We start from the raw sequence: 24,430 nt of genomic DNA, 5'->3' as shown, positions 1-24,430 counted from the left end.
ATTTTTGAGTATAGGGCACTGCTCTATAATACACAATATAGACTAACCGGAATGGTTATGTGTGGCAAGCCTAGTCGATATTACCACCCAACAAATCAAGAAGAGGTGCATCCATGTTAAAATCACTCGGCAAAAGATGGCGCGAGAAAACAGAATTCGGATTATTCACTCTCCCAGTCCTAATCTGTATCGCTGTAGCATTCTACATTCCGTTTGCCATGACTATCCGCTATTCGATGACCAAATGGAACGGAATTTCGAAACACCCTAAGTTTGTCGGACTTGATAATTTCAAACAAATCTTTATGGGCGACACCAACTTCGCCAATTCAGCCTGGTTCACCATAAAGTATGCGATTCTGTACATTGTTCTCGTTAACGTGCTGGCCATCTTGCTCGCATTAGTTCTGGACATGAAGCTGAAGAGCACCCCTTGGCTGAGAGCCGCTTTCTTTATTCCTTATATCCTCAGTCTTGTCATTGTCGGTTTTATCTGGAAATTTATCTTTATGCAAGGTTTCAACTCACTCGGAGAAAGTACAGGCTGGTCCATATTTGGTCTAAGCTGGCTAGGGACGCCAGGACTTGCTTTCGTCTCCATACTGGCCGTCTCCATCTGGCAGTCGATTGGTTTTTATCTGGTCATTTATATTGCCGGTCTGCAATCTGTACCTGAGGATCTCAAAGAAGCAGCCACAGTTGATGGCGCTGGTCCCATGAGAAAATTCTTCAGTATTACGCTGCCACTGCTCGCTCCATCCATTACGATTTCTGTGTTCATGGCACTGACCAATTCGATCAAGGTTTTCGATGTCATCCTGTCCTTAACCGGGGGCGGACCTGGCGGAACTACCTACAGTATCGCTTACGATATCTACCGTGATACCTTCCAGAACAATCTGTATGGATACGGTACAGCGAAAGCGCTTATCCTGTTCCTGGCCGTCTTGGTGGTAACCATTCTCCAGTTAGCATTCTTCAAACGAAGAGAGGTTGAGGCATAATGAATACAAACCGCAAAGCAGGACGAATCATTCTAGAGGTTGTTATGGTCATCCTCTCTCTTCTGTTTCTATATCCGCTATTTCTGACAATTATCAACTCGTTAAAAAGCTTTAGCGAAGTCATGACAGATGTCATCGCCCTGCCAAAACATCTGGTATTCGGCAACTATTCCTACGTGTGGAAGTTTATCAACTATCCGAAGCTGTTCCTGAACAACTTTGTCATTACCGGTGTAGGTCTTCTGGGTATTGTGTTCATTTCATCCATAGCAGCCTACAAGCTGGCACGGACGAAATCCAGACTGAGCGGGGTGATTTATTTCCTCTGCATTATGCCGATGCTGATTCCGTTCCAATCGATCATGCTGACCGTTCTGCAAACGGCTAAGACTTTAAATCTCTCTGAGAGTACTTGGGGACTTGGGTTGTTATATTGGGGTTTCGGTGCTCCACTCGCCGTGTTTATCTACCATGGATTCGTCAAGGGTATTCCGGTTGAAATTGATGAGAGTGCCACGATTGATGGAGCTTCCGGCTTCCGCCTGTTCTTCAGTGTCATCTTCCCACTGCTGAAATCGGTCACAACAACCATTGTCATTATCGACGTAATGTGGATCTGGAATGACTTCCTGCTCCCGCTGCTCATGGTCAACGGCTCCCCAGATACCAAAACGCTGACACTGGCTGCCTACACCTTCGTAGGCCAATATACCTCAGATTGGCAATATGCGATGACTGCTATGGTCATGGCGGTGCTGCCATCAATCGTAGTATTCATCTTCTTGCAAAAGTACATCGTTAAGGGTGTTGTTGCGGGGGCGGTGAAGGGCTGATTAACTGATTCCAAACCTAGCTTCTGCATAAAAAGGGGGAGATCCATATGGATCTCCCCCTTTATGCAGACGTTCCAATACTTTGCATACTGCTACGGTCAGCTTTTGATGCAGACGTTCCAATACTTTGCATACTGCTACAGTCAGATTTTTATACAGACGTTCCAATACTAACTAGTAGTTTAACTGTATTTTGTACAACTATAACTCTGCAACTCGCTCGGCCGATGGATATAGCTGTATTTCGTACAACTATTCTCTTGATATATTGCCCTCTAGGTCGATTTTCTAGTTTTTAGTTGCATAGAATACACTTAAAAGCAAAATGGTCCGTTTTACATATAAAATAGGTGTATAGAATGCAGTTATTTCACAAACACAACGGTGATACTTCATGGGCACTCCATACGGACTCCATAAATACTCTCTTCATACTGCTTCAGTCAGCTTTTTATACAGACGTTCCAATACTAACTAGTAGTTTAACTGTATTTTGTACAACTATAACTCTGCAACTCGCTCGGCCGATGGATATAGCTGTATTTCGTACAACTATTCTCTTGATATATTGCCCTCTAGGTCGATTCTCTAGTTTTTAGTTGCATAGAATACACTTAAAAGCAGAATGGTCCGTTTTACATATAAAATAGGTGTATAGAATGCAGTTATTTCACAAACACAACGGTGATACTTTATAGGCACTCCATAGGTATTCCATACGCCACATCCTACGTACACCATACGTACTCCATACATACTCCATACATACTCCATACATTCTCCATTCGTACTCCATACGGACTCCATACATACTCCATACGTACTCCATTCGTACTCCATACATACTCCATAAGTACTCCACACATTTCGCATTCCAACGGGATCGGGCGCGATCCGTGAATAGTTAATCAGAGTTTGTATTTATTAAAGCTCCTTCTCCGTGACCCTGCCGTTAGCATCTATGTTGGCATTAAAAGATAGGGTGTTCATGAGCTTAATCGTTTTCCTATTGTAGGAATCATCCATGAAATTAGGCTGTCCGCCAATGATTTTGACAGGTGTAATCTTGCTGGTGATCTTGGAGTCCTTAATCTCAACATTCAACAGCATAGAATTAAGTGTTTTTTCCCACCACGTGTGGAGCGATTAAACACAAAATTCCCAAGTGAATAATAAATGGGCTTGTGCTTATAGTATTCGATGCCCATAAGGCAGTGACTGTGTGCGCCAAGAATTAAATCCGCCCCGCTATCAATCATCTGTTTAGCTAGTGTGCGAGCGTACTTTTCAGGGAAATCCTTAAACTCTTCATTCCAGTGAATATATACGATCGTGTAATCATTCTCCTTGGACATCTTCTGAATGGCGCTAAGCATAGGCTGCGAGGTGTAAGCTGAAGCGGCTCCCGGTTTGTTTTTGCCGGCATACCACGAAGGATCTGAAAGCACACGGCTAACGCCAAGGATGGCGATCTTTTTCCCTTTTACTGTCTTAGTATAAGGCTTGAACGCTTCATCTTCATCTTTGCCAGCTCCTGTATGGCCAATCTTGTTTCGATCCAAATGGATCAGCGTGTCGAGCATAGCGTCTTTTCCATAATCCAAAATATGATTATTCGCCAAGGACACTCCATCAATCCCGGCATAGGTTAAGCCACCTAACGTTGCTGGTTTGGATCTGAAGGCAAAGGTTTTCTCTGCCGCTTTCCCTCGGATAGACACAGGCGTCTCCAGATTGGCGAAGGCGATGTCAGCCTTTTGCAGCGTAGGTGCGACCTTTACAAACGGAAAGTTCACCCCATATTTAGCAATCTGATCGCCAACAAAACCATCCAAAAGGATATCACCCGCAAAAGCAAGCTTTATAGGATCTGAAGATAGTGAAGCTGCACTGGAGGCAGATGTCACAGGAACTATTAGTGATAACATAAGTGTAATGAGTGCTATTCTACGCAAAACCTTCGATCCTAATCTCAAAAAACACAGCCTCCTCTCATCTTTTTATTAGCTATGATCCTAGCATACTGGAAAGAGGTTACTAAATTAAGAGTAGAAAGACCTGTTATTCCTTTGCTTTTTTCAGAACGGCTCTGAAGCAATTTAATCCGCCCCACGCATCCGTATGCACAGCATCCGCAGGCAACTCAAAATCTGTCTCCCCCCAATACTGAAATCCAGTTTGCAGCAGCAGGTCATTCATAAGATTCAGATTTACCGTCGGATAATCAAATGTCAATACCAATAATCCTTCTTCGTTCAACGTCCGGTGAAATTCCCGTAAAGTACCCACTGTATCCTCAAAGCTCAAATGCTCTAATACTGATATGCAAAAAACAGTGTCAAAGCTCTCATCCTCATACGGCAGATCCGTCAGATTAGCTTGAGCCAAATGCAGGTTGTTTGTTCTTCTAGCGATAACCTGCTTTGCCGCTTTTTCCCCAATCTCATTTTCAATACATTCTTGGATAGCTTTTGGGTAAATAACCCTACTGTCCATATCGCAGGCATAGACCTCTGCACAAACCCCTGCCAAATAAAACTTCAAGGGATGAGGAATCCCACAGGCTGCATCCAGTACAACACCATGCGGAGAAATAAAGTTAATACACCACTCATATTCAAAGGGACGGCTCCACCATGATTCCGGCAGATCATAAATTAACTTCTCACGACGTGCATCTGAATTTACGAAAAAACGCGAGACAAAGGGATGGGTTGGCATGGCCAGGACTCCTTTTTCAACGGAATTTTAGGTAGTGAGAGTATATTCATGATTTGCTGATTCATTCCATAACCTTACATTGAACGAGACAAACCCAAAAAAACGGCTGCTCCCTTAGGAACAGACCGTCTTTAAATATAACTGTATAGTATAAACCTTATGCGTAGAATGAAAGAGGTTTGGACTCAATTCCATGTCTCTCGATCATCTTATCAAGTAACGCAGACCATTCCGCATCGACTGTACATTGCTCAGGATGTGCCTCGAACCAAGCAACCGACTGCTTGATCCCTTTGGAGAAAGGCACAGTAGCCTGGAAGTCAGGCACGAAACGTTTGATTTTGCTATTATCAAAAACACTGCTTACCGCTTGATCACCGATCAAGCCATCCGCTGTCCCTGGAGGGGAAAAGGCTGTGATAAAGTCTGTGGAGATATGCACCACTTTAGGTTCCACACCTGCCGCTTGTCCGATGGCCGCATAGATCTGATTCCAATTCAATACCTCGTCGGAAGTAATATGAATGGCCTCCCCTATCGCTTCCGGATGTCCAAGCAATCCAACAAAACCTTTGGCAAAATCCGAATTATGCGTCAGTGTCCACAGAGAGGTTCCATCTCCATGTATGACTAAAGGTAAGCCGCGGCGGATACGATCGATCAGTGACCAAGGATGCTGGCCACTCGTAAGTGCCGCAGGGATGGCTGTATTTCCATAGGTATGGGAAGGACGAACAATCGTAACCGGGAATCCGTTCGCCTTGTAAGCTTCCATCAACAGCTGCTCACACGCAATTTTATTCCTCGAATACTCCCAATAAGGGTTCTCCAGCGGTGTCTCTTCTGTAATTACATAATTACGCTGCGGCTTCTGATAAGCAGAGGCTGAGCTGATGAAAATGTACTGCGTCGTTTTACCAGTGAACAGGTCAATGTCTGCCTGCACATGTTCCGGTGTAAAAGCAATCCAGTCTACCACTACGTCAAATTCGTAATCTCGTAATACTAATGCGGCTTCTGCCGGATTACGAATGTCTCCTTTAATTACTTTTGCACCTTCTGGAACGAATTCATCCCGCTGTCCTCTGTTGAACAAATACAGCTCGATTCCTTGAGCTACAGCCAACGGGGATACAGCCTGACTAATTAATCCCGTACCTCCAATAAATAAGACCTTCATTTTGCACGCTCCTTATAGTGAATCCGGCTCGTTATTTACTGGTTAACATAATCTCGCCATACGTGCTTCGGCTGCCAATTCAGCAGCTTTTTGGCCTTCTCATTACTGAGTAGCGACTCGTGACCCTCCAGCGGCTGGCGGAAATCCGTCACCTCTGGATAACGTGCGGCCATTAGCTCTCTGCTAGGAACAGCCATGCTGGTCTCATCTGCACATATATTAAGAGCAACCGCGCCCAATCCATCCGTTTCGATTGCCAATTGGCAAGCTGTTGCTACATCCCGTGTATCAATATAACTCCATAGAATCCGATCGCGCTGCGCTGGATCATGAATGAAGGAAGGGAAACGTTCATACGCCGATGGATCAATAACATTTCCGATTCTTAGGGAAACGACCTGTATACCCTTTCTGCGATAGAACATCTCAGCGGTTTGCTCATTCACAACCTTAGACAGACCGTAGCTGTCTTCAGGCAACTGTGGATGCTCCTCATCCATAGGCACATACTTCGGCCCCAAAGGATTAACCGCAAAACAGATTCCGTAGGAGGATTCACTGGAAGCAATCACTGCTTTTCGAATCCCGAGACCCGCTGCAGCCTCCAAAATGTTATAGGTAGATACTACATTATTTTGAAAGGTGACCTCACTCGTCTTTATATTTGCAGCTGGGATCGCAGCCAAATGTACAACTGCATCAGCGCCAGCAAGTACACCATATACTTCACCCAAATTATTCAAATCAGCAATCATCGTTGGGCACAAAGAATCTGCGGATTTTTGCGTATCTACATTCACAACCTCATACCCTTGCTCTACAAAATGCCGGACCACCCATCTGCCCAACATCCCACTGCCGCCTGTAACAACTACTTTCGCCATGAGTGTGTCTCCTTTTTTATGAAGCTAACAACTACTCCAGAATCTCCTCAATCTGCTTCAAAATCTCTTCCGAAAGCTCAATACCTGAAGCCTTAACATTCTCTTCGACCTGCTGCGGACGGCTGGCACCCACCAGCGCACTAGCTACATTAGGTTGACGCAAAATCCAAGCCAAAGCCAAATTCCCAACAGAAATATTCAGTTCCGTAGCGATCCCACTCAATTGGCGGACTTTTTCAATCTTTTCTTCTGTAATCGAATCTTTTAATCGATCCAGCTTAGCAGCACGGCTATCCTCAGGGATGTCCGTGTTATACTTTCCAGTTAACAGCCCTTGAGCCAGTGGAGAAAATACCACCTGTCCAATCCCACGGCGCTCACCGAGCGGAATAATCTCTTTCTCAATATAACGGTTAAACATATTATAAATCGGCTGATTAACAACAATATGATCTAGCAAATAGCGGTCTGCTACAGCTAACGCATCGGTCATTTGCGCCGCCGTCCACTCACTAACACCGACATAATATACCTTGCCTTGCCGAACCAGATCATCTAGCGCACGTAAGGTTTCTTCAATTGGAGTTTCCGGATCAAAACGGTGGCAATACATAATATCCACGTATTCTACTCCGAGACGTTTCAAGCTAGCATGACACTGTTCCGTGATATGTTTGCGGGATAGTCCACGGTCGTTAGGTCCCGTGCCCATTTCCCCGTATACTTTAGTAGCTAATACATAGGACTCACGAGAGTAGTTACGTAAAGTCTCACCTAGTACTTTCTCGGCAGCACCTTTTTCATAAACATTTGCAGTATCAAAAAAATTCACGCCTAAGTCGTAAGCGGTTTCAATGGCATTAACAGCATTATCTCTTTCCACATAGCCTCCGTATGTCAGCCAGCTTCCCAAACTAATCTCACTGACTTTTAAACCGGTTCCACCTAATCTGCGATATTTCATAATAACTGCTCCTCTCCATAGTTCCGTGTTTGATTTTGGCAGGTTGCTTAGCACTCATATTCATTCTAGAATAGTTTGTATATAATAGAAAGAAGTGAAAATTAGTTTATTATATGATCTCTAGTGTAGTTACTATACTAGAGTATAGTAGCTTCACAAACAGGAGGAGATACCTTGAAGACAGCTAAATCTACTAATAATTATATCCCCAAAACCCCTGTTACTATTGAATGTAATGTTGAAAAAACACTTGAAGTATTAGGTGGAAAATGGGCCTTTCTTGTCCTCAGAGAGCTATTCGACGGCACGCAGCGTTTTGGGGCACTGCAACGAAAAATCACTAACGTGTCTCCCCGCGCACTGACCACTACGTTGCGCCATCTGGAGGAGCATGGTGTGCTTGAGCGTCACGTATTTCCGACTGTTCCTGTTACGGTAGAATATTCGCTTACTCCCAAAGGTGAGGATTTACATCAAATTTTGAAGGAAATGAAGCTGTGGTCCGCGAAATGGACTTAGCTTGAGCAGATTGTGACTGATGAAAAAAGAAGCTGTCCAAAAAGTAGAGAATTCTACTTATAGGGTAGCTTCTTTTTTATAAATTGGCTATACAATGGATTCTTACTTTAACCCATGGGATATGTGCGGCGTGCGGTGTGCGGTGTGCGGTGTGCGGTGTGCGGTGTGCGGTGTGCGGTGTGCGGTGTGCGGTGTGCGGTGTGCGGTGTGCGGTGTGCGGTGTGCGGTGTGCGGTGTGCGGTGTGCGGTGTGCGGTGTGCGGTGTGCGGTGTGCGGTGTGCGGTGTGCGGTGTGCGGTGTGCGGTGTGCGGTGTGCGGTGTGCGGTGTGCGGTGTGCGGTGTGCGGTGTGCGGTGTGCGGTGTGCGGTGTGCGGTGTGCGGTGTGCGGTGTGCGGTGTGCGGTGTGCGGTGTGCGGTGTGCGGTGTGCGGTGTGCGGTGTGCGGTGTGCGGTGTGCGGTGTGCGGTGTGCGGTGTGCGGTGTGCGGTGTGTGCGGTGTGCTGTGTGCTGTGTGCTGTGTGCGGTGTGCGGTGTGCGGTGTGCGGTGTGCGGTGTGCTGTGTGCGGTGTGCGGTGTGCTGTGTGCTGTGTGCGGTGTGCGGTGTGCGGTGTGCGGTGTGCAGTGTGCGGTGTGCGGTGTGCGGTGTGCGGTGTGCGGTGTGCTGTGTGCGGTGTGCTGTGTGCGGTGTGCGGTGTGCGGTGTGCTGTGTGCGGTGTGCGGTGTGCTGTGTGCTGTGTGCTGTGTGTGATGCGCCGCGGTGTGCGATGTGTGATGTGCGCTTTAGTGTAATTGGGGAAAAACTCCCTAAAAATAGCCGATATTCGCTAAAAAAGAGCATAATGAGGGAATTTCTCCCTAAAAATCGGGTTGATTCCTTTCTTTTTCACCAAATCAGGTAAATTACAGGGAGGTTTTCCCTAATTATAAGTTAGATGACCAAATATCTAAGAATTATAGGGAAAAATTCCCCAATTATAGAGTCGGAATGCGTATTTGGTTAACTGAAAACAACCGGAGATACCAGCGATTTCTGCGTCAAGTCATACACAAATTGCCGTTTGAGGTCAGCAGGCTATGCCTTGCCTTCAATCTACTACTGAAGCAGATCGCGGATAATCAAAAACGCAGAGCAGCGAAGATCCAATAGGAGGATGAATCGCTGCTCTTTTGACCCTTGCATTTTTGAAAATGAAGGAGAGGTCGTCTCTTTTCGTAGAAAATCCACCTGTAGAACAACCCTTCCAGCATTTTCACTATACGGATCTAGTATTTATCCACAATCGCGCCGAGAACTGCCGTATTTACATAGGGTTTTCCTTTGAGGCTTTGCAGCTCTTTCGCAGTTCCTGTAACAACAGCTCCCAATAGCTGTACATCACTGGCATCCGGCGCCGCTTTATCCTTTTTCAAGTAATTCGAGATTCGCTCAAACTCTCCGTAATGCTTGCCCTTCATCTGAAGCCCATAGGCTAGGGATTGTAAAAAATCCTCTGGTTTCGGTTTAAATAACCCTTCCCATTCCCCACCGTAGCCATATACTTGTCTAGCTGATTCCGGTAAGGCATATTTATTCGGACCGCTGTCATTCCTAATAAACTCAAGGTTCCTTTTATCGTCATACGTATCCACCCAATACCATGTCTGTGTCAAACCCGCCGGCAGCATCTTCTCTACCTCTGCCTGAGTGTAGCCTTTATCAAAAGAAACTGCCATTTCTACGAGCTTACCAGGTTCCATTTGTTCGAGTGCAGGCAGGTCATTCAGCACTTTTTCGTTATAATTCACTCCAGGCACATAAAACATCATTTCCCGCTGAGCATTTTGACTGTTATATCCTCGGTAGTATTCATAATTTTGCTGTGTCATTACCGGGTCAGGAACATTTATACTAGAGTACCCCCTATTAAGCAGAGAAAAACGGCTGCCCATATCGAAATACAGTTTTTTTGTATCCCATACGATGGGTACACCCTCAACAACTTTGTAAGTACTCAGTTCGACTTTACCCGATAGAAACCCTAAATCAAGCTCAGTTCTCAACTCCTGAAGGTTAGGACTGCTTATTTTCATCATGATCCTCTCTTCATCCAGACCACGCATTGCCAACCAGCTTGTCAGATGGGCGTTGCCCAGCATCCCGCCGAATAATACTATAACCGTCACCACTAGAGAAATGATCGTATTTCGAATCATTGTTTTTCGTTTTGCCTTCTTAATTACTTTTGAAAGGTTCTGATCATCCTTTTGTTCCCATGGAGCTGTCATTCCGCATCACCTCTATACTTTTTTTGAAATTGCTTGCGGGCACGAAACAATGCCGATTTCACTGTATCTGTCGTAATTCCCAGAAGCTCAGCTATCTCCTGATAGGACAGCTCCAGCTCATATTTCATAATAATTAGTTGTTTATGGAGCGGTAGAAGCTCATCCAACACTCTTTCGATGTCTTCTCGTTTCTCTTTTAACAGCACATGATCCTCTGGCAATTCCATATCCGGCACATCTACATAGTCAATAGGAATGACTATCCGCTTGCGGCGGCGGCACAGATCATAGTAGCGGTTGATCGCTACTTTATATAACCATGCACTGAATTTGTTCTCATCAATGGAATCAATATACAAAAGAGCCTTATACACCGTATCCTGTACGATATCTTCAGCGTCGGCTGCAGGTGCCCCGAGACGAATCAGGTATTTTTGAATTTCTAACATTTTAGGTTGAAGTATCTGATGTAGCTGCCCGGGCTTCATCCTGCACCTCCCTTCGTATGTATAACGATAAAGTTCTCAGAATGTTAGCTTATGAGGTAAAAAAATTATAAAAGAAAAGACGGCTGCCTCAGAAAGACATGCCGTCACATTTTAAAGAATGAATAAGGTTCCAGTACAATTCCTATATATCCGTAGGATTCATTGCCTGCTGAGCTGTAGATATGAGTATGGTTTGAACTTTCAGAGATTGTTTGTCAATAATGAAGCCTATATAGAACCCACCCTCCAGATTATCCATTTCAAAAGGTGACAATCGGGGCTCATACACTCCACCCTTGTTCTCAAACCAGTAACTCACTATAATCCCGTATTCGTTATCCACTGCAACGTATGTACCGTATGCCTTTAGCACATCTTCCAATGTACTTACCCCAGGTCGAATATTGTTCAATGTACCTATGTGGATTGGATCAATGCGCTCATTATCTTTATCTATTTTCCAAGCGTTCAGCCGACCTTCGGTATCATAATGTACAGATACTTCTTTATACATTTCATTATTGAATACATCTTGACCTGTTGAATCCCCGTAATGTTCCTCTACTAACATTCTTGAACTCCCAAAATCAATAAAAAGATTACGTCCACTATCCGCTATTCCGAAATCACTATCAGTTACCGGAGCCGCTATAAAGTCCTTCAAGCCTGTACCCTGTTCCGGTAATGACGGTAATAGACTCCGATCCGATCGTTCTTCTGGACGAGAATTTACAGTATATATTCCCTTAAGCTTGAGCATTCTCATCCATTGTATAGCCTCTGCTCTTGTAAGCGGGAGATTTCCTTTAAAACCGACTAAAGTTGGCTCCCCGGGAAGTGGAAGTAGAGAGTTACCCAGCAAATAAACGACGGAATCCGTGTCGTTGTAATTCATCCCTAGACCAGATACAACTAACCTTGCGGCGGCCATTCTGGTGATTGGAGTCGATCTTGCCACTGGATATTGTAGTCCAGTAACTGGATGATTCCACCACTTAGCCATTCTATACGGTGCTGCTGTCCATTCTTCGCCTATGCTAGTAGCCTTTGGATAGCCGAAAGAAAGATAAAATAATTTCAAAAATTCCGCTTCCGTAATCGGCTGATCCGGTCGAAAGCTCCCATCATCATAACCAACCATCAATTGGTTGCCTAACGCCCAGCGCACCCAAGGTTCAGACCAGTGACCTTGAATGTCAGTGAACAGTGAAGATGCCGGATCCTCCTCACCGTCCTCTTCCACTTCTTCATATGTCCCTGTATTCTCGTACGTTGTCGTTTCAGCATGAACTCTATAACTCACGTTGCCGCATGTCACAATTGTCCCCGAGATAAGACCTAGTACCAATAGCTTCATTATCTTCAATTTAATAATCCCTTTCGTTCTTATCGGTAAGGGGTTCCTGCTCTCTTTGTCAGGTTTATCGTGATTAACCCTTTATCTTAACTATCGGGTAAAAAGTCTGATTCGTAAATATACTGCTCTCCTTTTTCACAAGAAAAGCCAAAAAAGATCGCTCCCCTTCATAGCGGGAACGATCTTAACCTACCTACTACTTAGACCTTTAATCGACGTTCGAAAGCTTTGGGGATAAGCATTATAGCAAGTATACCTATGATTATCACCGAAAGAATTGACAAGGGTAGATGTAATATAGGGATGCCAAAAATGTTATAGGATACATATTTTACGATTAAGGATCTGCTAACCATTACACCTGACGGTAAAAAAGAGATTATTTTGCCCAACATTCCAGGCAAAGAGAAAAGGGGAAGAATAACTACGAATGCTGCCAGTCCAAGACTGCTTAAGCTACTCCGACACAAAGCGGATATCAGCGCCGTCAATAACAATAGACCACATGCAGCCAGCAAGGTTACAGCATATTTCAGGGCAAATCCCTGCAGCTGGGTTAAGGCATATGGAGTCTCATCAAAATAAAAGTAACTATTCAGCGGGGCATTCCAGCCCACGAAGCCGAACGGTAAACAGGCCAGCAATGTGCAAATTCCGTAAAAAAGAGTAACCCAGCTAAACGTAACTATAAATCCAGCTAATAGTTTTGCCGAAACAATCTTCAACCTTCCGTATCTACTAGATAGAATAAGTGCATCCATTCTATAGTTTTCCTCACCAGAGAACAAGGGTGCCAGCGCAAATACTAGAATAAGACCGATCAGAAGATCGCCGACGCCAGGCAAGCTTGAAAAAAATATATGTAATAAGTCCCAGTCCTCCGTTACATAAAACCCCCGTGGTTTTCCCTCCTCCAACATGGAGAGTTTTTTAGTAACATCTCTTAGTGCATATGATCCTGGTTCTTGCTTCTCCAATAAAACCTTCCGCTCTCTCAGCTCTGTTAAATTTCTGTTGAATTGATCTACCATATAAGCTGTACCAGCATAGTGTTGCTCCAGAATTCGTTTCATCTTCTCCTCTTTGGACCAAGCGCTGTCTTCGGCATATTCTTCTTTGAGTCTAGGAGCGTATTTCAAAACTAAATCTGCTTGAATCGGTCCTAGATGAGCGGCGATAGCTTCAGGCTTTTCCTTGTTTACAACCAATAGACTATCCGTACCGGATGGGTAGAAACTAACAAAACAAAAAATGGCTAATGCAGTACTTCCAGCTATAGAAATCCAGACTCTGGGAATCATAATTTTGCGTAATTCAAACATCACCAGACGGTTCATGTGTATCATCCCCTCCGAAAATAATGCATATATACATCTTCTAATGAAGGATTCACCATCACCGCATTCTCAACTGGCGAATCCTTGCTGACTATCCGAACCACTAGTCCAGTATCTGACTGCTGCACATTCACTACAGTTCCCTTCTCTTCGATTTGAGCCAGCAACCGTGCAGGGATATGAACCTCCCAAACCTCTCCTTGCAATTCATCGGTCAACTCCTTAATTGTTCCTTGACGAAGTAACTCTCCTCGCCCCATCAGTAGCACCTGTTTAGCTATATGATCAACATCAGAAACGATATGAGTAGACAAAATAACGATGCGCTCATTTGATATTTCAGAAATTAAATTTCGAAATCTTACGCGTTCCGAGGGGTCAAGTCCTACTGTGGGCTCATCCAATATGAGGATGCTCGGATTATTAAGCAATGCTTGTGCGATACCGAGTCTACGCTTCATCCCGCCGGAGTACTTTCCGCATTTTTTATCCATTTCACCGGATAGATTAACCGTTTGAGCCAGAACCTCTATACGATCACTCGCCTCCTTCTTGGTCAACCCCTTTAGGGCAGCAACATAATACAAGAAATCACGAGCTGAAAAATGATTGTACATCCCCAGTTCCTGTGGTAAATAACCAATCTGAGCCCGGTACTGATCCCCCATGTCATCCTTGTTTTGTCCATCTAAAAGTACATTTCCACGAGTCGGATACAGAACATCTGCGACAATACGCATCAATGTCGTTTTTCCTGTTCCGTTAGGTCCTAGAAGACCATACACACCAGGTGACATAGAAAGGTTAATAGTATTCAAAATTCGCTTTTTGTCGAAATCATGTACGATATTACATAGTTTAAGCTCCAATCAGAAACCCTCCCTTGCTCAATACTCTGGATTGAAACCTCATGGCTAAGACAAATAACACTGCCGACAGAACACCCAATCCCATTAACCAAAATAACTCAACCGACGTCGTCCAGCTCACTGCAAATTCTCCGGAAAATAAAATCATCCAAAAGAGAGGCAAACTGAAGAGTACGGTCGTTAATTGTCTAAAATTACGTATCAGCGTAGATAATACTGACGCTACCGCCGCATTCATTAGGATTGGGATGCACCATAGCAAGGTCATACGCAGCATAAACTCCTTTCCCCCTAAAGGGGTTACCATAGCAGTAACACTAAAGTTAATCATTAGTGAGATCAGCCCTGCCATAAGGAACCGAGCTTGCACATACCGATGCAACGGGATTCTAAAACTACGTGCGAGTTCTCCCATTCCACAGAGCGTATTCCGAGCCGTATGAGAGACGACCACCAGTAAAGGAATACAACCCACGATGGACAGAATAAACATAGGGCTAACAATCTCCGTAACACTCAGCACCAAATATCCTACTACAAACAAGATCACACCAAGCACAACTTCTCTCCACCATCCCTGTGAAAAAAGAATCCTCATCTGTTCCCGTACAAATAGAGGAACTGGTGGGACTGGCGCAGGTAAAGCCCGCTTGGATCTTCTCCACCTGCTCATGGCTTCTTCTGCAAAACCGTCAAGGAGTGGCGGTTCAGGAATGCACTTGATGGAATTCACGATCTCCTCTACAGACTCTGCTGTCATCTCATCCTGTAAATTTAGATTGAGGTAATCTTGATGGTTACGTTTAACCCTCATTTCCCTGCTCCTTTCTTTAGGGGTTGGGATATATCCTCTTGCTTGGAATACCTTAGTAAATCGCGTAATTTTATCAGTGATCGACTTACCCTTGACTTCACAGTTGATTCAGGTTCATGAGTTACGGCAGCTATTTCTGTAAACGTAAATTCATATTTATACCTTAACAAGAGCGCATCCCTCTGTTCCTCTGGCAGTGAGCAAATCGCGGCGTATACCTGCTTAACCTCTTCACGAAGTAATATTCCTTCAAGAAAGTCTCCTTCGACTGTGATTTCATCAGATAAGCTTTGATTCAACTCTGCTTGCCGAGCACTTTTGCTGCGAAAATAGTCAATGCAGACATTTTGCGCGATCGCCATCAACCAAGCTCGAAAACTCCCCTGTTTATTTTGATAGCTGCCAAGCTTGGCCCATGCTTTTTCATACACCGTCTGTGCAAGATCCCAGGCTAATTCGTCATTATGTATTTTCCATCTGATGAATCGATAAATATCGCTATAGGTATACCGAATTAATAATTCCACCGCTGCCTCATTGCCCTGCTGCGCTTCTGTGACCCATTTGTCCTCTCCGATTTAATTCCCCTCCAATCTACCAATCTACTAAATATAACGAAATCGCCTACAAAGTAGACGCATCACATTAAAAAGACCAACCAGAAGGTTCTGGCTGGCCGAATATAAATTTTCCCTAGATTATGTCCCCGGTTCAAATTATGAGTGAACATTCTCAGCTTGTATCTTAGTGAATTATATAACATTGATTCTATTAATTTCCATAGTGTACACTCATTACAAGTGGTCTTTTTGTGAAACTCTTCGGAAAAGGTGGATTATTGTTCGATGAAAAAAATGATGCTGTCTATTCTTTTAATAGTTTCTTTAATAGGTATAAGTGGATGTGCAGAGAGTAATATAGGAGATCTTAAGATAAGCGCAGGAGATCAAGAAATTAAAAGTACAACATTATCTAACACTAAATTAGCTAACGCGAAGAGTGACTTATCCTCAAACGCTGAAGCAAGTGGATTTGAATTCGCCTTTGAGCAGGATGCAGTAAAGAATATTCAATATTTAAAAAATGGAGAAATCATTACTCTAGACTTTGGAGATTCTGAGCCAGATAATGTATCGCTCGAAGATAGCGTACTAAATAAGAGTGGAGCTTATCAATTTTCATCCAGAGAAACACTAGAAGTTCCAATTACAAAAGAAGACGGTAAATATTCCTTTACGATCGAAAAGCATATGGCTTCTTCATTGAGTTCGTTTTACGAAGAGAACAAAAAAGACTATAGAGGCTTTAGCATAACGGCAAGCTGGGGAGAAAAAGAATATAGATATGCTTTTGTTATACAAGCGGATGCCAATTAAAGCTAACATTCTGATTTAAACCCGCTAATCATATTAGGCATTCCATCGAAATATTCAGGGCCCAGAAGTCATCCAGATGGCTTCTGGGTTCCCTTGAATAGAAATCTAACTATCTATTTTTTAAATATACAACAAATTGTTCATGCAACTCTAGTTCGGATCGTTTAAAGATCCCAGCCCTCGGAATTTAATTATTGAAAAGTAGGAATAACAAGATTATGAATTTGCTCTGACCCGAGTTTACTTTCAACAAAAGATATTTATGGATTCTTTCGCGATATTGATTATAAGTGATTTCAAAGCTTTGCTTGTCTCCCTGTGCATCCGGATAAACAGTGGATTTGTCATGAGCTCCAGACATTGTAAGAACCTCCTCTTGACCTTACATTTAATTAGACACCGCAGGTTGATTAAAAGCCACATGTCATTTCAAAAAAATCCACAATAAAAAACTGTCGATTGCTAGACAATTATATAGAGCCAAGTTATAGTATTGATAATACTTTTAATAACTATTTTCAAAAGTCTAGAGGTGAATAAAATAAACCAAATCGCAAACAATTCTATTCGTGTTAAAAAGATAAATCAGGAGCTTATCAAGCAGGCCTTGAAATCGATGAAAGAAGGAACCAAATCCACGATTGCAAGTGCCACCGGATTAAGTATTGCTACCTGCGGAAATATCCTGAATGAACTTCTGGAGACTGGTGAAGTCATTGAGACTGAACTGGAGGCATCAAATGGAGGTCGACCGGCCAGACGATTTATCTATAACGCTGATTTTTCCTATATTGCATGTATCTATGCCAAAATTGAGGATGGCCAGAAATCCATAACCTATGCGGTGACCAATTCAGTTGGTGATCGTGTGGATCATGGATGGATGGAATTAGAGTACATAGATGCTGCAGCCATCGACCATCTGCTGGATACGCTTATCCAACAATATAACAACATCAAGGCAGTCGGGATTGGAATTCCCGGCCTTGCTCACCAAGGTGTCATTAATATCTGTGACATTAAAGAGTTAATTAATGCTCCCTTAGAATCACTGCTCAGAGAAAAATACGAGCTTGAAGTCACGATTGAAAATGATATGAATCTGACCGTTTACGGGTTCTATAAACAGCAGGATTATGAAGAGGATAAAACCATTGTCGTGGTGACCTTTATCAAAGGAGCTTTTCCAGGCGCCGGGATGATGATCGACGGGCATATCCACAAAGGTAATACTAGATTTGCTGGTGAAGTCTCTTTTTTACCGTTTGGAATCTCGCGTGAACAGCAATTGAGTAGCTTGGACCACACGGATACCTTCATCCCTTTGGCGGCTCACACTATATCGTCCCTGATTGCAATTATTAATCCAGAGACCATAGCTCTCACAGGAGAACAAGTCAAACAAGAGAATGTGCGGCCGATTTATCAACGTTGTCTGGAAGTGATTCCAGAGGAGCATATGCCTCACTTAATTGTGCTGGATCAACCTGATGATCATTACATGAACGGATTAATTGCGATCACACTGGAAAGCTTAACCTACTCATTGCAGTTGGTTGAGAAGCGCCGTTAAAAACATAAAACTAACATACACTTCAGGAGGAACTACGAATGGCAACAAACAAAGAAAACATGATCGCAGGAAAGCTATATATGGCAGGCGGTGAAGAATTAGCAAAGGATAACAAAAGATCCAGAATGCTCACTCGTTTATTTAACAATACGACGGAAGAACAAGGTGAATATAGAGTAGAACTACTCAAGCAATTATTTGAGTCTACAGGAGAATCATTATATGTTGAACCTCCCTTCCGTTGTGATTACGGCAGTAATATTACCGTTGGCAATAACTTCTACGCTAATTTTGACTGCATTATCCTTGATGTAGCTAAAGTAACGATTGGTAACAATGTTCTCTTTGGACCTAGAGTAGGCGTATATACTGCTGGTCACCCCATAGATGCGGACGTGCGTATTAGTATGCTTGAATTCGGTACACCGATTACCATTGGAAACAATGTGTGGGTTGGTGGAAACGCGGTAATTAATCCTGGGGTAAAAATCGGCAACAATGTAATCATCGGTGCAGGTTCAGTCGTAACTAAGGATATCCCTGACAATGTAATTGCGGTGGGTAACCCATGCAAGGTATTAAGAGCAATCACCGAAGACGATAAGCAACACTGGGAAAAACTTAAAGAAGAGTATTACAGAGACATTGAGCAATAAAGTAACCCGTTCTGGGAGGATCTTAATTTGAAAAAGCGCTTCGGGGGATTTAACAAGATTTATGCCATGCAATTGGCGACCATCTTTTTAGGATTTATAGTGTTTGGCATATCGGAAAATATTAAAGGACCCGCCATTCCGCGAATCCAATTCGACTTTAATCTGGACGAGAAACAGCTTGGCTCCCTTTTATCCCTAAATGCATTAGGTTATTTGATCGCCTGCTCCTTTACAGCTGTATTGGTTCGGAAGTGGGGGATCAAGGCTGTCAGTATCATTGCTTTTGCATCCATGATATTTTCAGGAGTGTTAATCTATATCTCCCACAGCTACCCCTTTTTCTCAGCTTCTTATTTCCTGATGTACATCGGAAACGGAATGCTGGAGATTGGTCTTGCCATTTTGGGAGCACGCATCTTCGTAAAAAATACCGGGACTATGATGAACTTATCCCATTTTTTCTACGGATTTAGTTCAACCTTAGCTCCACTGCTGGCAACAGGACTCATGTCGGTAAGTATATTTGGCCATCCACTCGACTGGCGCGGAATGTATTTGATTATGCTAAGCTTATCTTTACTGCCTATTCTATCTGCCTTGCGCAGTACATTTCCGGGTGACGATCTTCCGCAAGAGGACCGGATCCCATTAAAAACGCTGGTCCGCGATCCCGCTTTATGGCTGATGGTGCTTATTCTTTCTTTCGGTGTAGTGTCAGAACTTGCAGTAGGTGGATGGCTAGTGAATTTCCTAGAAAAAGCATACTTGTGGGATACAGTTACAGCTTCTGGTATGTTGTCCACCTTTTTTCTCTGCTTCTCGCTAGCAAGGCTCCTGCTGGGGCCGGTTACAGATAAGATTGGTTTCAATCTATCGCTTATCATCTTTTCAGCCTTCTCTGCCTTATGTACGTTTGCTGCTATTTTGGGTGGGGAACAGCTCGCGTTTCTATTTGCAGCAGCAGGCATAGGTATCGCTATGATTTATCCGACCGTCATGGCGTTTATCGCAAAAAGGTATCCGCATGGCAGTGACACTGCCATCACCTTTACAGTTACACTAATGGGAGTCGGTAGCGTGATTGGCAACTATGCCATAGGTGCAGTAATCGAAGGTGTAAAGAGGCTTTACGGAGCAGAATCACAAACTGGCTTGCTACGTGGACTTCAAGCTGGGTATGGTTTTATCGGTTTATGTGCAGCTATATGCGCGATATCCGGTTGTGTTTTATATCGTTATTTAAATCGCCGCCAAGAACTTATATAGAATAGTTATCGCACTTACTTCTGCTCATCCCTGCAACAACCTGCTGATTTCATGGCAGGTTGTTTTGTTGCAAATAGCGACCAACCTCCCACCATCGGACTCAAATGACCTTATTGGCTTCGAAATAGGCAGAAACGAGGTTTTTCGGACCCCAGAGTCGTTATTGAGTTGTTTTTGTGCAAAAACCGCTGTCTTCTGACTTGATAACGCCTCCTGAGTCCGAACACTCCGCCTAATGAAGCTAAATCCTGAAATAGCGACTATACAGTCCGCAACAATGACCTCTGAGCTGGTGATCACCATCCCAACAATTATCGCAGCCCTCCCGCCAGCTCCATTATTTTTCTAACAATCTGCTCTTCACCACTACTAACCTTTTCCGTTGCAACTTCTCCCAAGGTTATATGATCGCCAACACAAACCGAGTGTGCGGAATGTCTGAACATTTCTATATCATTAGCATCGTTACCAAAAGCAATAAATTGCTGCGGTTCTATGCCTAAATTTTTTAGTCCTGTCCATTTGTTTACGCCTTGGGGACTTATATCCATAATATCTTCTTGTCCATGCTGGTAGATCACAATCGGCAGATTTTGCAGCTTATGTATAAGTTGTTCCCCGTTCAGACTGCTCAAAATAACTACCTTCACAATCTCATCCAGCTCCGATGGAGTTACATTTTTGGCGCGTTGTTCTGGATCTACATTTCTCCGCACCATTCCCGCCAACCATAGACCTAAATGCCCCTCATTTAATTGAGGATAAAATGATCGATGTCATCATAACGGATATCGATCTTTTCTCCGTTTCTTTTGACAAGATTTATATACAGAGGAGCTGCATCAACACTTCCGCCACCCACCAGCACATGGTAGTTTTCATTGATTTCATATTTACGGATGTACAAGCCTGAACCGACATCTTCAAAGGGATAACCTTCAAAATCCTTCCACGACAACGCCTCGCCTTGATGAGCTAGATCCTGTATTTCATCCATGGATAATATTGCAGTTTTTTTATCATTACAGGCTGAAAGTATAATCGTCAAAGCAAACAATAACAGCATTATCAAGCTACGCTTACTTCTCATTCATAAACCTCCAAACTCTATATATTGTTATTTATAGGAAAATATAAGGTAATAATAACATAGCTTAGACTTGCTTTGAATGGATTGCGACCAGTTTCTGCTCTGAGTGCTAGAAATTCAAGCTCCCCACATCCTCCTCGGTTTCTTCCTGCAAATCTATTTTAAATTTGACGTTAATTTGTTATGTATGCTCTAATATAAATGAAGGGTGGAGCTGCATGTTATCATTTTTACTAACTTTAAAACGTTTATTCTCGGGCTTATGGAAAGCGCTAAAACGTAAAAATTTCCAAGTATTATTCTTATTAGTTTTGATGACGCTGTTGTCTGGAACCATTTTTTATGTCAAACAGGAAGGTTTGTCTGTCCTGGATGCTATTTATTTCTGTGTTGCAACGCTTAGTACATTAGGTCATCCAACATTTGTTCCCCAGACAGCACTCGGAAAAATATTTACGATCGTTTACATTATTGCAGGCACAGGGTTGTTCTTGGGAATGATGGGGTATATCGCTTATGAACTGATCAAACAAACCGATAAAGATAACAATTAAATAATGGAATCCAGAACTCGTGACATTATTAACAGCCTTGTTAGCCGAAGCTGACATGGCTATTTTTTTCAAATATTCGATTATATCTGTTTCTTTTTCGCAATCACTTTCACTTTCAATCAAAGCAATGTTGATGGATTAACGTGTCTCATCTCCAATGGCTGCAAGAGCTTTACTGCTTTCACCATTACCATTGAAATGACCAAACAAGGCTTGAAAAATGGCTTTATGCATGGCTGGATTGTTGGCCACTCCATATTTTCTAACATTAAAAGCCGTTCTCTTATAGAAGAGAACGGCTTTAAATGTTTTTTTCACAGAAATCCTTAGAACACCCGCTTCTGATTCCGATCATCAATAATAATCTGCACCGCTTCCTTAAACCGTAATGCATGCACAATCTCCCGCTCCCGCAGGAACTTGAGGCTATCCTGCAGATCCACGTCATCCGTCATGTCAATCAGCCACTGATATGTAGCCCGGGCTTTTTCCTCAGCCGCAATGTCTTCATAAAGGTCTGCCAAAGGGTCTCCCTTAGCTTGAATATAGGCTGCGGTGAATGGAACTCCGCTAGCATCCGTGTAGAACAGGGCATGATCATGCGCTACAAAATGTGGCCCTAATCCCGCTTCCTCTAATTCACATACCGAAGCATCCTTCGTCAGCTTGTAGATCATCGTGGCAATCATCTCAAGGTGAGCGAATTCCTCAGTCGAAATATCGTTCAACACGCCAATAACTTTATCTGGAATCGTGTATCTTTGATTCATATAGCGTAGTGCAGCGGCGAGCTCGCCATCTGCTCCTCCGTATTGCTCACTCAAATAACGCGCCATCCGGACATCACATTTACCCACCCGTACCGGATATTGCAGTTTTTTTTCGTATATCCACATTCGGGAACTTCCCTCCTCTAGAAAAATAGTTCCTTACGGTTATACTCCTCTTACACCTGCCAAGGCCAAGGGGGTTGATTCCATTCCCATGGACATTTAGAATAAGCGCGGCCAAAATTCTGCAGCGGACCATATAACTCCTGAAAATGATTCGCTAGCTTGGTTCGTTCCAGCGTAAGCTGATTAAATTGTTCAATACTTCTCAGATCGTCAGGATGCGTATTTAGATATAAGTTCAACTCCACTAAGGCAAAATCAAGGGTCTGCAACTGTTCAAGCAATTCATAATAACGTTGGTCGCAAGGATTTGCCTCCATAGTCTATTTTCCTCCTCCTTTGCACTTGGATTCATACGGACTAAATAGTGCTGGCCAGAGCGTTCCATACTTCAGAGCCTCCTGCAAACTAAACTGTGGCAAATCGGGTGGCTGAAAGGTGATAAATTGATTGGGTGGAACTACATACGTCTTGAACGGCACCGGTGGGCAAGGATCAAACGGGCCCCTAAAGGGGGTATACCTCCGCAGCTGTGATTCCATCTTTTTTGTACCTCCTTTGTTCCTGTTCCTTCTTTAAAGACTCTGAACATTACTCCCTTAGCTAACTTATGACAGCAGGACACAATATAAAACGTTATTTACAAAAAAAGCCCATTAGCAATTTTTTTGAGCAATGTGCACGACAAATAAGCTGTCTCCGGAAAAGTACCGGAAACAGCTTATAACTTGAGTCTTTTAGTATTCAGCTTAGGGGTTCGCTCTTTTGAACGAATCTTCGTGGGTAATCTCAAGGATATCCAACATAAATACAAAGATAGGAATACCAAGAATAAGTCCCCAGACACCTATATAATGCTCAGAGAACAACAACACGCTAAAGGTGAAGAACATCGGCAAATTCATTTTTGTGGACATCAGCTTAGGATTCAAGAAATAACCTTCGATAAAATGCAACACCGCAATAATCGCCAGCACATAAGTAACTGTTATAAGACCGCCGATGTTGTAACCAATTATTAAAAGCGGAATGAGCGAAATCAAAAAACCAACCACCGGAATGAGACTGAGCAGAAAAATCAAAATCGCCAGGGCAAATAAATACGGGAAGTTAAGCAGCCACAAGCCAATAACAGTAAGACAGGTATTGAACATGGCAATGAGAATTTGCGCTTCTATTACTTTCCCAAAGGAAACGATGAATTTTCGGCTGAAATACTCCAGATCTATATAAAACCAGGCAATCCTGCTCTCTCTCATCCTAGAAGTGAAACTGACGACCCGGTTCTTCTCCAGAATAAACACAAAGCTTAAAATGGTTGATAGAACGAAAGTTGCACCCCAGTTGCTAACCTGCAGCACATAATCGATGCCTCTTTTGATATAGGACTGATAGTTAAGGTCCCTGAGCATATCATACAAATATAATGTAATCTTGTTCTGCGGAAGATCCTCTGATTTGAGATTGGTGAGGAAGATCGCCAATTGCTTAATCTGCTCCAATACTTTAGGAAGATATTTTACAAGGGCCAGTACAATCAATGCGATTAAAGCAAGGTATAGAATGACAATAATCACCTTACTGTTAACCTTCATGAATTTACCAATTCGTTTACTGAGCACAATCTGAAAGCTGTTCATGACAAAAGCAATCAGAAACGTCAGCAACACCAGATTAAGCATCCCACGAACCATGTACAGCAGCAACCCGATAAGTGCGAGAATAAAAAAGCGTCTGGTAGTACTATTCGCGTAGAATCGCTTGAATACATTCATTGATCTTGCTCCA

30 protein-coding genes are annotated in these 24,430 nt (G+C 43.2%); 9 read left to right on the top strand and 21 right to left on the bottom strand.

Annotated features, from left to right (window positions below; translation table 11 throughout):
• Positions 1-113 precede the first annotated feature (113 nt).
• Together NSQ66_RS09130 and NSQ66_RS09125 are read left to right on the top strand one after the other, a co-directional pair.
• Entirely contained in the window at positions 114-1,004 is an 891-nt protein-coding gene (locus NSQ66_RS09130; RefSeq protein WP_036684044.1) for a sugar ABC transporter permease, read from the top strand.
• Positions 1,004-1,837 carry a carbohydrate ABC transporter permease gene (locus NSQ66_RS09125; protein ID WP_036684045.1) on the top strand — a complete coding sequence of 278 codons (834 nt, stop codon included), beginning with the start codon at positions 1,004-1,006 and terminating at the stop codon, positions 1,835-1,837. The genes NSQ66_RS09130 and NSQ66_RS09125 overlap by 1 nt, the downstream gene beginning before the upstream one ends.
• On the opposite strand, the gene NSQ66_RS09120 is transcribed toward NSQ66_RS09125, so the two are convergent.
• The 7 genes from NSQ66_RS09120 to NSQ66_RS09090 all read right to left on the bottom strand — a co-directional run bounded on the left by NSQ66_RS09120 (position 1,838) and on the right by NSQ66_RS09090 (position 7,586).
• Positions 1,838-2,005 carry a hypothetical protein gene (locus NSQ66_RS09120; protein WP_179086877.1) on the bottom strand — a complete coding sequence of 56 codons (168 nt, stop codon included), beginning with the start codon at positions 2,003-2,005 and terminating at the stop codon, positions 1,838-1,840.
• A gap of 756 nt (positions 2,006-2,761) precedes the next feature.
• Positions 2,762-2,947, bottom strand: a complete 186-nt coding sequence (locus NSQ66_RS09115) for a hypothetical protein (RefSeq protein ID WP_339279662.1) — start codon at positions 2,945-2,947, stop codon at positions 2,762-2,764.
• Entirely contained in the window at positions 2,938-3,813 is an 876-nt protein-coding gene (locus NSQ66_RS09110) for a CapA family protein (protein ID WP_339279661.1), read from the bottom strand. The genes NSQ66_RS09115 and NSQ66_RS09110 overlap by 10 nt, the downstream gene beginning before the upstream one ends.
• Positions 3,814-3,898: 85 nt before the next feature.
• Positions 3,899-4,558 (bottom strand): class I SAM-dependent methyltransferase, encoded by a 660-nt coding sequence (locus NSQ66_RS09105; protein ID WP_076142606.1) that lies wholly within the window; start codon positions 4,556-4,558, stop codon positions 3,899-3,901.
• 157 nt (positions 4,559-4,715) lie between these two features.
• A complete protein-coding gene (locus NSQ66_RS09100) occupies positions 4,716-5,738 on the bottom strand; it encodes an SDR family oxidoreductase (RefSeq protein ID WP_076142604.1) in 1,023 nt (340 codons plus the stop codon).
• Between the two features lie 35 nt (positions 5,739-5,773).
• Entirely contained in the window at positions 5,774-6,622 is an 849-nt protein-coding gene (locus tag NSQ66_RS09095; protein ID WP_036684049.1) for an NAD(P)-dependent oxidoreductase, read from the bottom strand.
• A gap of 31 nt (positions 6,623-6,653) precedes the next feature.
• Complete coding sequence (locus tag NSQ66_RS09090) at positions 6,654-7,586, bottom strand: aldo/keto reductase family protein (protein ID WP_076142603.1); 933 nt, start codon at positions 7,584-7,586, stop codon at positions 6,654-6,656.
• A 174-nt stretch (positions 7,587-7,760) separates the two neighbouring features.
• Here NSQ66_RS09090 and NSQ66_RS09085 point away from each other — a divergent pair, with 174 nt between their 5' ends.
• A complete protein-coding gene (locus NSQ66_RS09085; RefSeq protein WP_036684053.1) occupies positions 7,761-8,105 on the top strand; it encodes a helix-turn-helix domain-containing protein in 345 nt (114 codons plus the stop codon).
• Positions 8,106-9,089: 984 nt separating this feature from the next.
• Positions 9,090-9,251 (top strand): hypothetical protein, encoded by a 162-nt coding sequence (locus NSQ66_RS09080; protein WP_179088408.1) that lies wholly within the window; start codon positions 9,090-9,092, stop codon positions 9,249-9,251.
• Positions 9,252-9,367: 116 nt separating this feature from the next.
• On the opposite strand, the gene NSQ66_RS09075 is transcribed toward NSQ66_RS09080, so the two are convergent.
• The 7 genes from NSQ66_RS09075 to NSQ66_RS09045 form a co-directional block, all read right to left on the bottom strand.
• Positions 9,368-10,369 (bottom strand): anti sigma factor C-terminal domain-containing protein, encoded by a 1,002-nt coding sequence (locus NSQ66_RS09075; RefSeq protein ID WP_076100002.1) that lies wholly within the window; start codon positions 10,367-10,369, stop codon positions 9,368-9,370.
• Positions 10,366-10,818 carry an RNA polymerase sigma factor gene (locus NSQ66_RS09070; protein ID WP_339279660.1) on the bottom strand — a complete coding sequence of 151 codons (453 nt, stop codon included), beginning with the start codon at positions 10,816-10,818 and terminating at the stop codon, positions 10,366-10,368. The genes NSQ66_RS09075 and NSQ66_RS09070 overlap by 4 nt, the downstream gene beginning before the upstream one ends.
• Positions 10,819-10,999: 181 nt before the next feature.
• Complete coding sequence (locus NSQ66_RS09065) at positions 11,000-12,160, bottom strand: S-layer homology domain-containing protein (protein ID WP_339279659.1); 1,161 nt, start codon at positions 12,158-12,160, stop codon at positions 11,000-11,002.
• Positions 12,161-12,414: 254 nt separating this feature from the next.
• Positions 12,415-13,551: an ABC transporter permease subunit gene (locus NSQ66_RS09060; RefSeq protein WP_076142318.1), complete on the bottom strand. Its 1,137-nt coding sequence runs from the start codon at positions 13,549-13,551 to the stop codon at positions 12,415-12,417.
• Between the two features lie 5 nt (positions 13,552-13,556).
• Entirely contained in the window at positions 13,557-14,420 is an 864-nt protein-coding gene (locus NSQ66_RS09055) for an ABC transporter ATP-binding protein (RefSeq protein ID WP_076100008.1), read from the bottom strand.
• Positions 14,410-15,234 (bottom strand): hypothetical protein, encoded by an 825-nt coding sequence (locus tag NSQ66_RS09050; RefSeq protein WP_038569608.1) that lies wholly within the window; start codon positions 15,232-15,234, stop codon positions 14,410-14,412. Before NSQ66_RS09050 ends, NSQ66_RS09055 begins: the two co-directional genes overlap by 11 nt.
• Positions 15,231-15,761, bottom strand: coding sequence for an RNA polymerase sigma factor (locus NSQ66_RS09045; protein ID WP_051491311.1), 531 nt, complete (start codon positions 15,759-15,761; stop codon positions 15,231-15,233). Before NSQ66_RS09045 ends, NSQ66_RS09050 begins: the two co-directional genes overlap by 4 nt.
• Positions 15,762-16,079: 318 nt before the next feature.
• On the opposite strand from NSQ66_RS09045, the gene NSQ66_RS09040 reads away from it, so the two are divergent.
• The 4 genes from NSQ66_RS09040 to NSQ66_RS09025 all read left to right on the top strand — a co-directional run bounded on the left by NSQ66_RS09040 (position 16,080) and on the right by NSQ66_RS09025 (position 20,105).
• A complete protein-coding gene (locus NSQ66_RS09040; protein ID WP_076100009.1) occupies positions 16,080-16,610 on the top strand; it encodes a hypothetical protein in 531 nt (176 codons plus the stop codon).
• 664 nt (positions 16,611-17,274) lie between these two features.
• Positions 17,275-18,183, top strand: coding sequence for an ROK family protein (locus NSQ66_RS09035; protein WP_051491321.1), 909 nt, complete (start codon positions 17,275-17,277; stop codon positions 18,181-18,183).
• 38 nt (positions 18,184-18,221) lie between these two features.
• A complete protein-coding gene (locus tag NSQ66_RS09030) occupies positions 18,222-18,839 on the top strand; it encodes a sugar O-acetyltransferase (protein WP_038569607.1) in 618 nt (205 codons plus the stop codon).
• A 66-nt stretch (positions 18,840-18,905) separates the two neighbouring features.
• On the top strand, positions 18,906-20,105 hold the full coding sequence (locus NSQ66_RS09025; RefSeq protein ID WP_076100029.1) for an MFS transporter: 1,200 nt from the start codon (positions 18,906-18,908) through the stop codon (positions 20,103-20,105).
• A gap of 311 nt (positions 20,106-20,416) precedes the next feature.
• On the opposite strand, the gene NSQ66_RS09020 is transcribed toward NSQ66_RS09025, so the two are convergent.
• Together NSQ66_RS09020 and NSQ66_RS09015 are read right to left on the bottom strand one after the other, a co-directional pair.
• Positions 20,417-20,824, bottom strand: a complete 408-nt coding sequence (locus NSQ66_RS09020) for an HAD hydrolase family protein (RefSeq protein ID WP_081382534.1) — start codon at positions 20,822-20,824, stop codon at positions 20,417-20,419.
• A gap of 32 nt (positions 20,825-20,856) precedes the next feature.
• Positions 20,857-21,195, bottom strand: coding sequence for a hypothetical protein (locus NSQ66_RS09015; RefSeq protein ID WP_038569602.1), 339 nt, complete (start codon positions 21,193-21,195; stop codon positions 20,857-20,859).
• Between the two features lie 218 nt (positions 21,196-21,413).
• Between NSQ66_RS09015 and NSQ66_RS09010 the strand changes: the two genes are divergently transcribed.
• Positions 21,414-21,749, top strand: coding sequence for a potassium channel family protein (locus NSQ66_RS09010; RefSeq protein WP_036684066.1), 336 nt, complete (start codon positions 21,414-21,416; stop codon positions 21,747-21,749).
• A 138-nt stretch (positions 21,750-21,887) separates the two neighbouring features.
• Here the strand turns inward: NSQ66_RS09010 and NSQ66_RS09005 are convergent, their stop codons facing one another.
• The 5 genes from NSQ66_RS09005 to NSQ66_RS08985 all read right to left on the bottom strand — a co-directional run bounded on the left by NSQ66_RS09005 (position 21,888) and on the right by NSQ66_RS08985 (position 24,417).
• The gene (locus tag NSQ66_RS09005; RefSeq protein WP_076100014.1) at positions 21,888-22,067 is read right to left on the bottom strand and encodes a hypothetical protein; all 180 of its coding nucleotides are present in this window, start codon (positions 22,065-22,067) and stop codon (positions 21,888-21,890) included.
• Positions 22,068-22,075: 8 nt separating this feature from the next.
• The gene (locus NSQ66_RS09000; RefSeq protein WP_036684067.1) at positions 22,076-22,645 is read right to left on the bottom strand and encodes a manganese catalase family protein; all 570 of its coding nucleotides are present in this window, start codon (positions 22,643-22,645) and stop codon (positions 22,076-22,078) included.
• A gap of 50 nt (positions 22,646-22,695) precedes the next feature.
• Complete coding sequence (locus NSQ66_RS08995) at positions 22,696-22,962, bottom strand: spore coat protein CotJB (RefSeq protein ID WP_036684069.1); 267 nt, start codon at positions 22,960-22,962, stop codon at positions 22,696-22,698.
• 3 nt (positions 22,963-22,965) lie between these two features.
• Positions 22,966-23,184 carry a spore coat associated protein CotJA gene (locus tag NSQ66_RS08990; protein ID WP_036684070.1) on the bottom strand — a complete coding sequence of 73 codons (219 nt, stop codon included), beginning with the start codon at positions 23,182-23,184 and terminating at the stop codon, positions 22,966-22,968.
• Between the two features lie 207 nt (positions 23,185-23,391).
• Positions 23,392-24,417 carry an AI-2E family transporter gene (locus NSQ66_RS08985; RefSeq protein ID WP_076100015.1) on the bottom strand — a complete coding sequence of 342 codons (1,026 nt, stop codon included), beginning with the start codon at positions 24,415-24,417 and terminating at the stop codon, positions 23,392-23,394.
• Positions 24,418-24,430: the final 13 nt, after the last annotated feature.

The sequence above is a fragment of the Paenibacillus sp. FSL H3-0329 genome (assembly GCF_037963285.1).
Lineage (GTDB): Bacteria > Bacillota > Bacilli > Paenibacillales > Paenibacillaceae > Paenibacillus_AQ > Paenibacillus_AQ odorifer.
The sequence above is the reverse complement of the archived record's forward strand: the minus strand, read 5'-3'. Positions and strand labels throughout refer to the sequence as shown.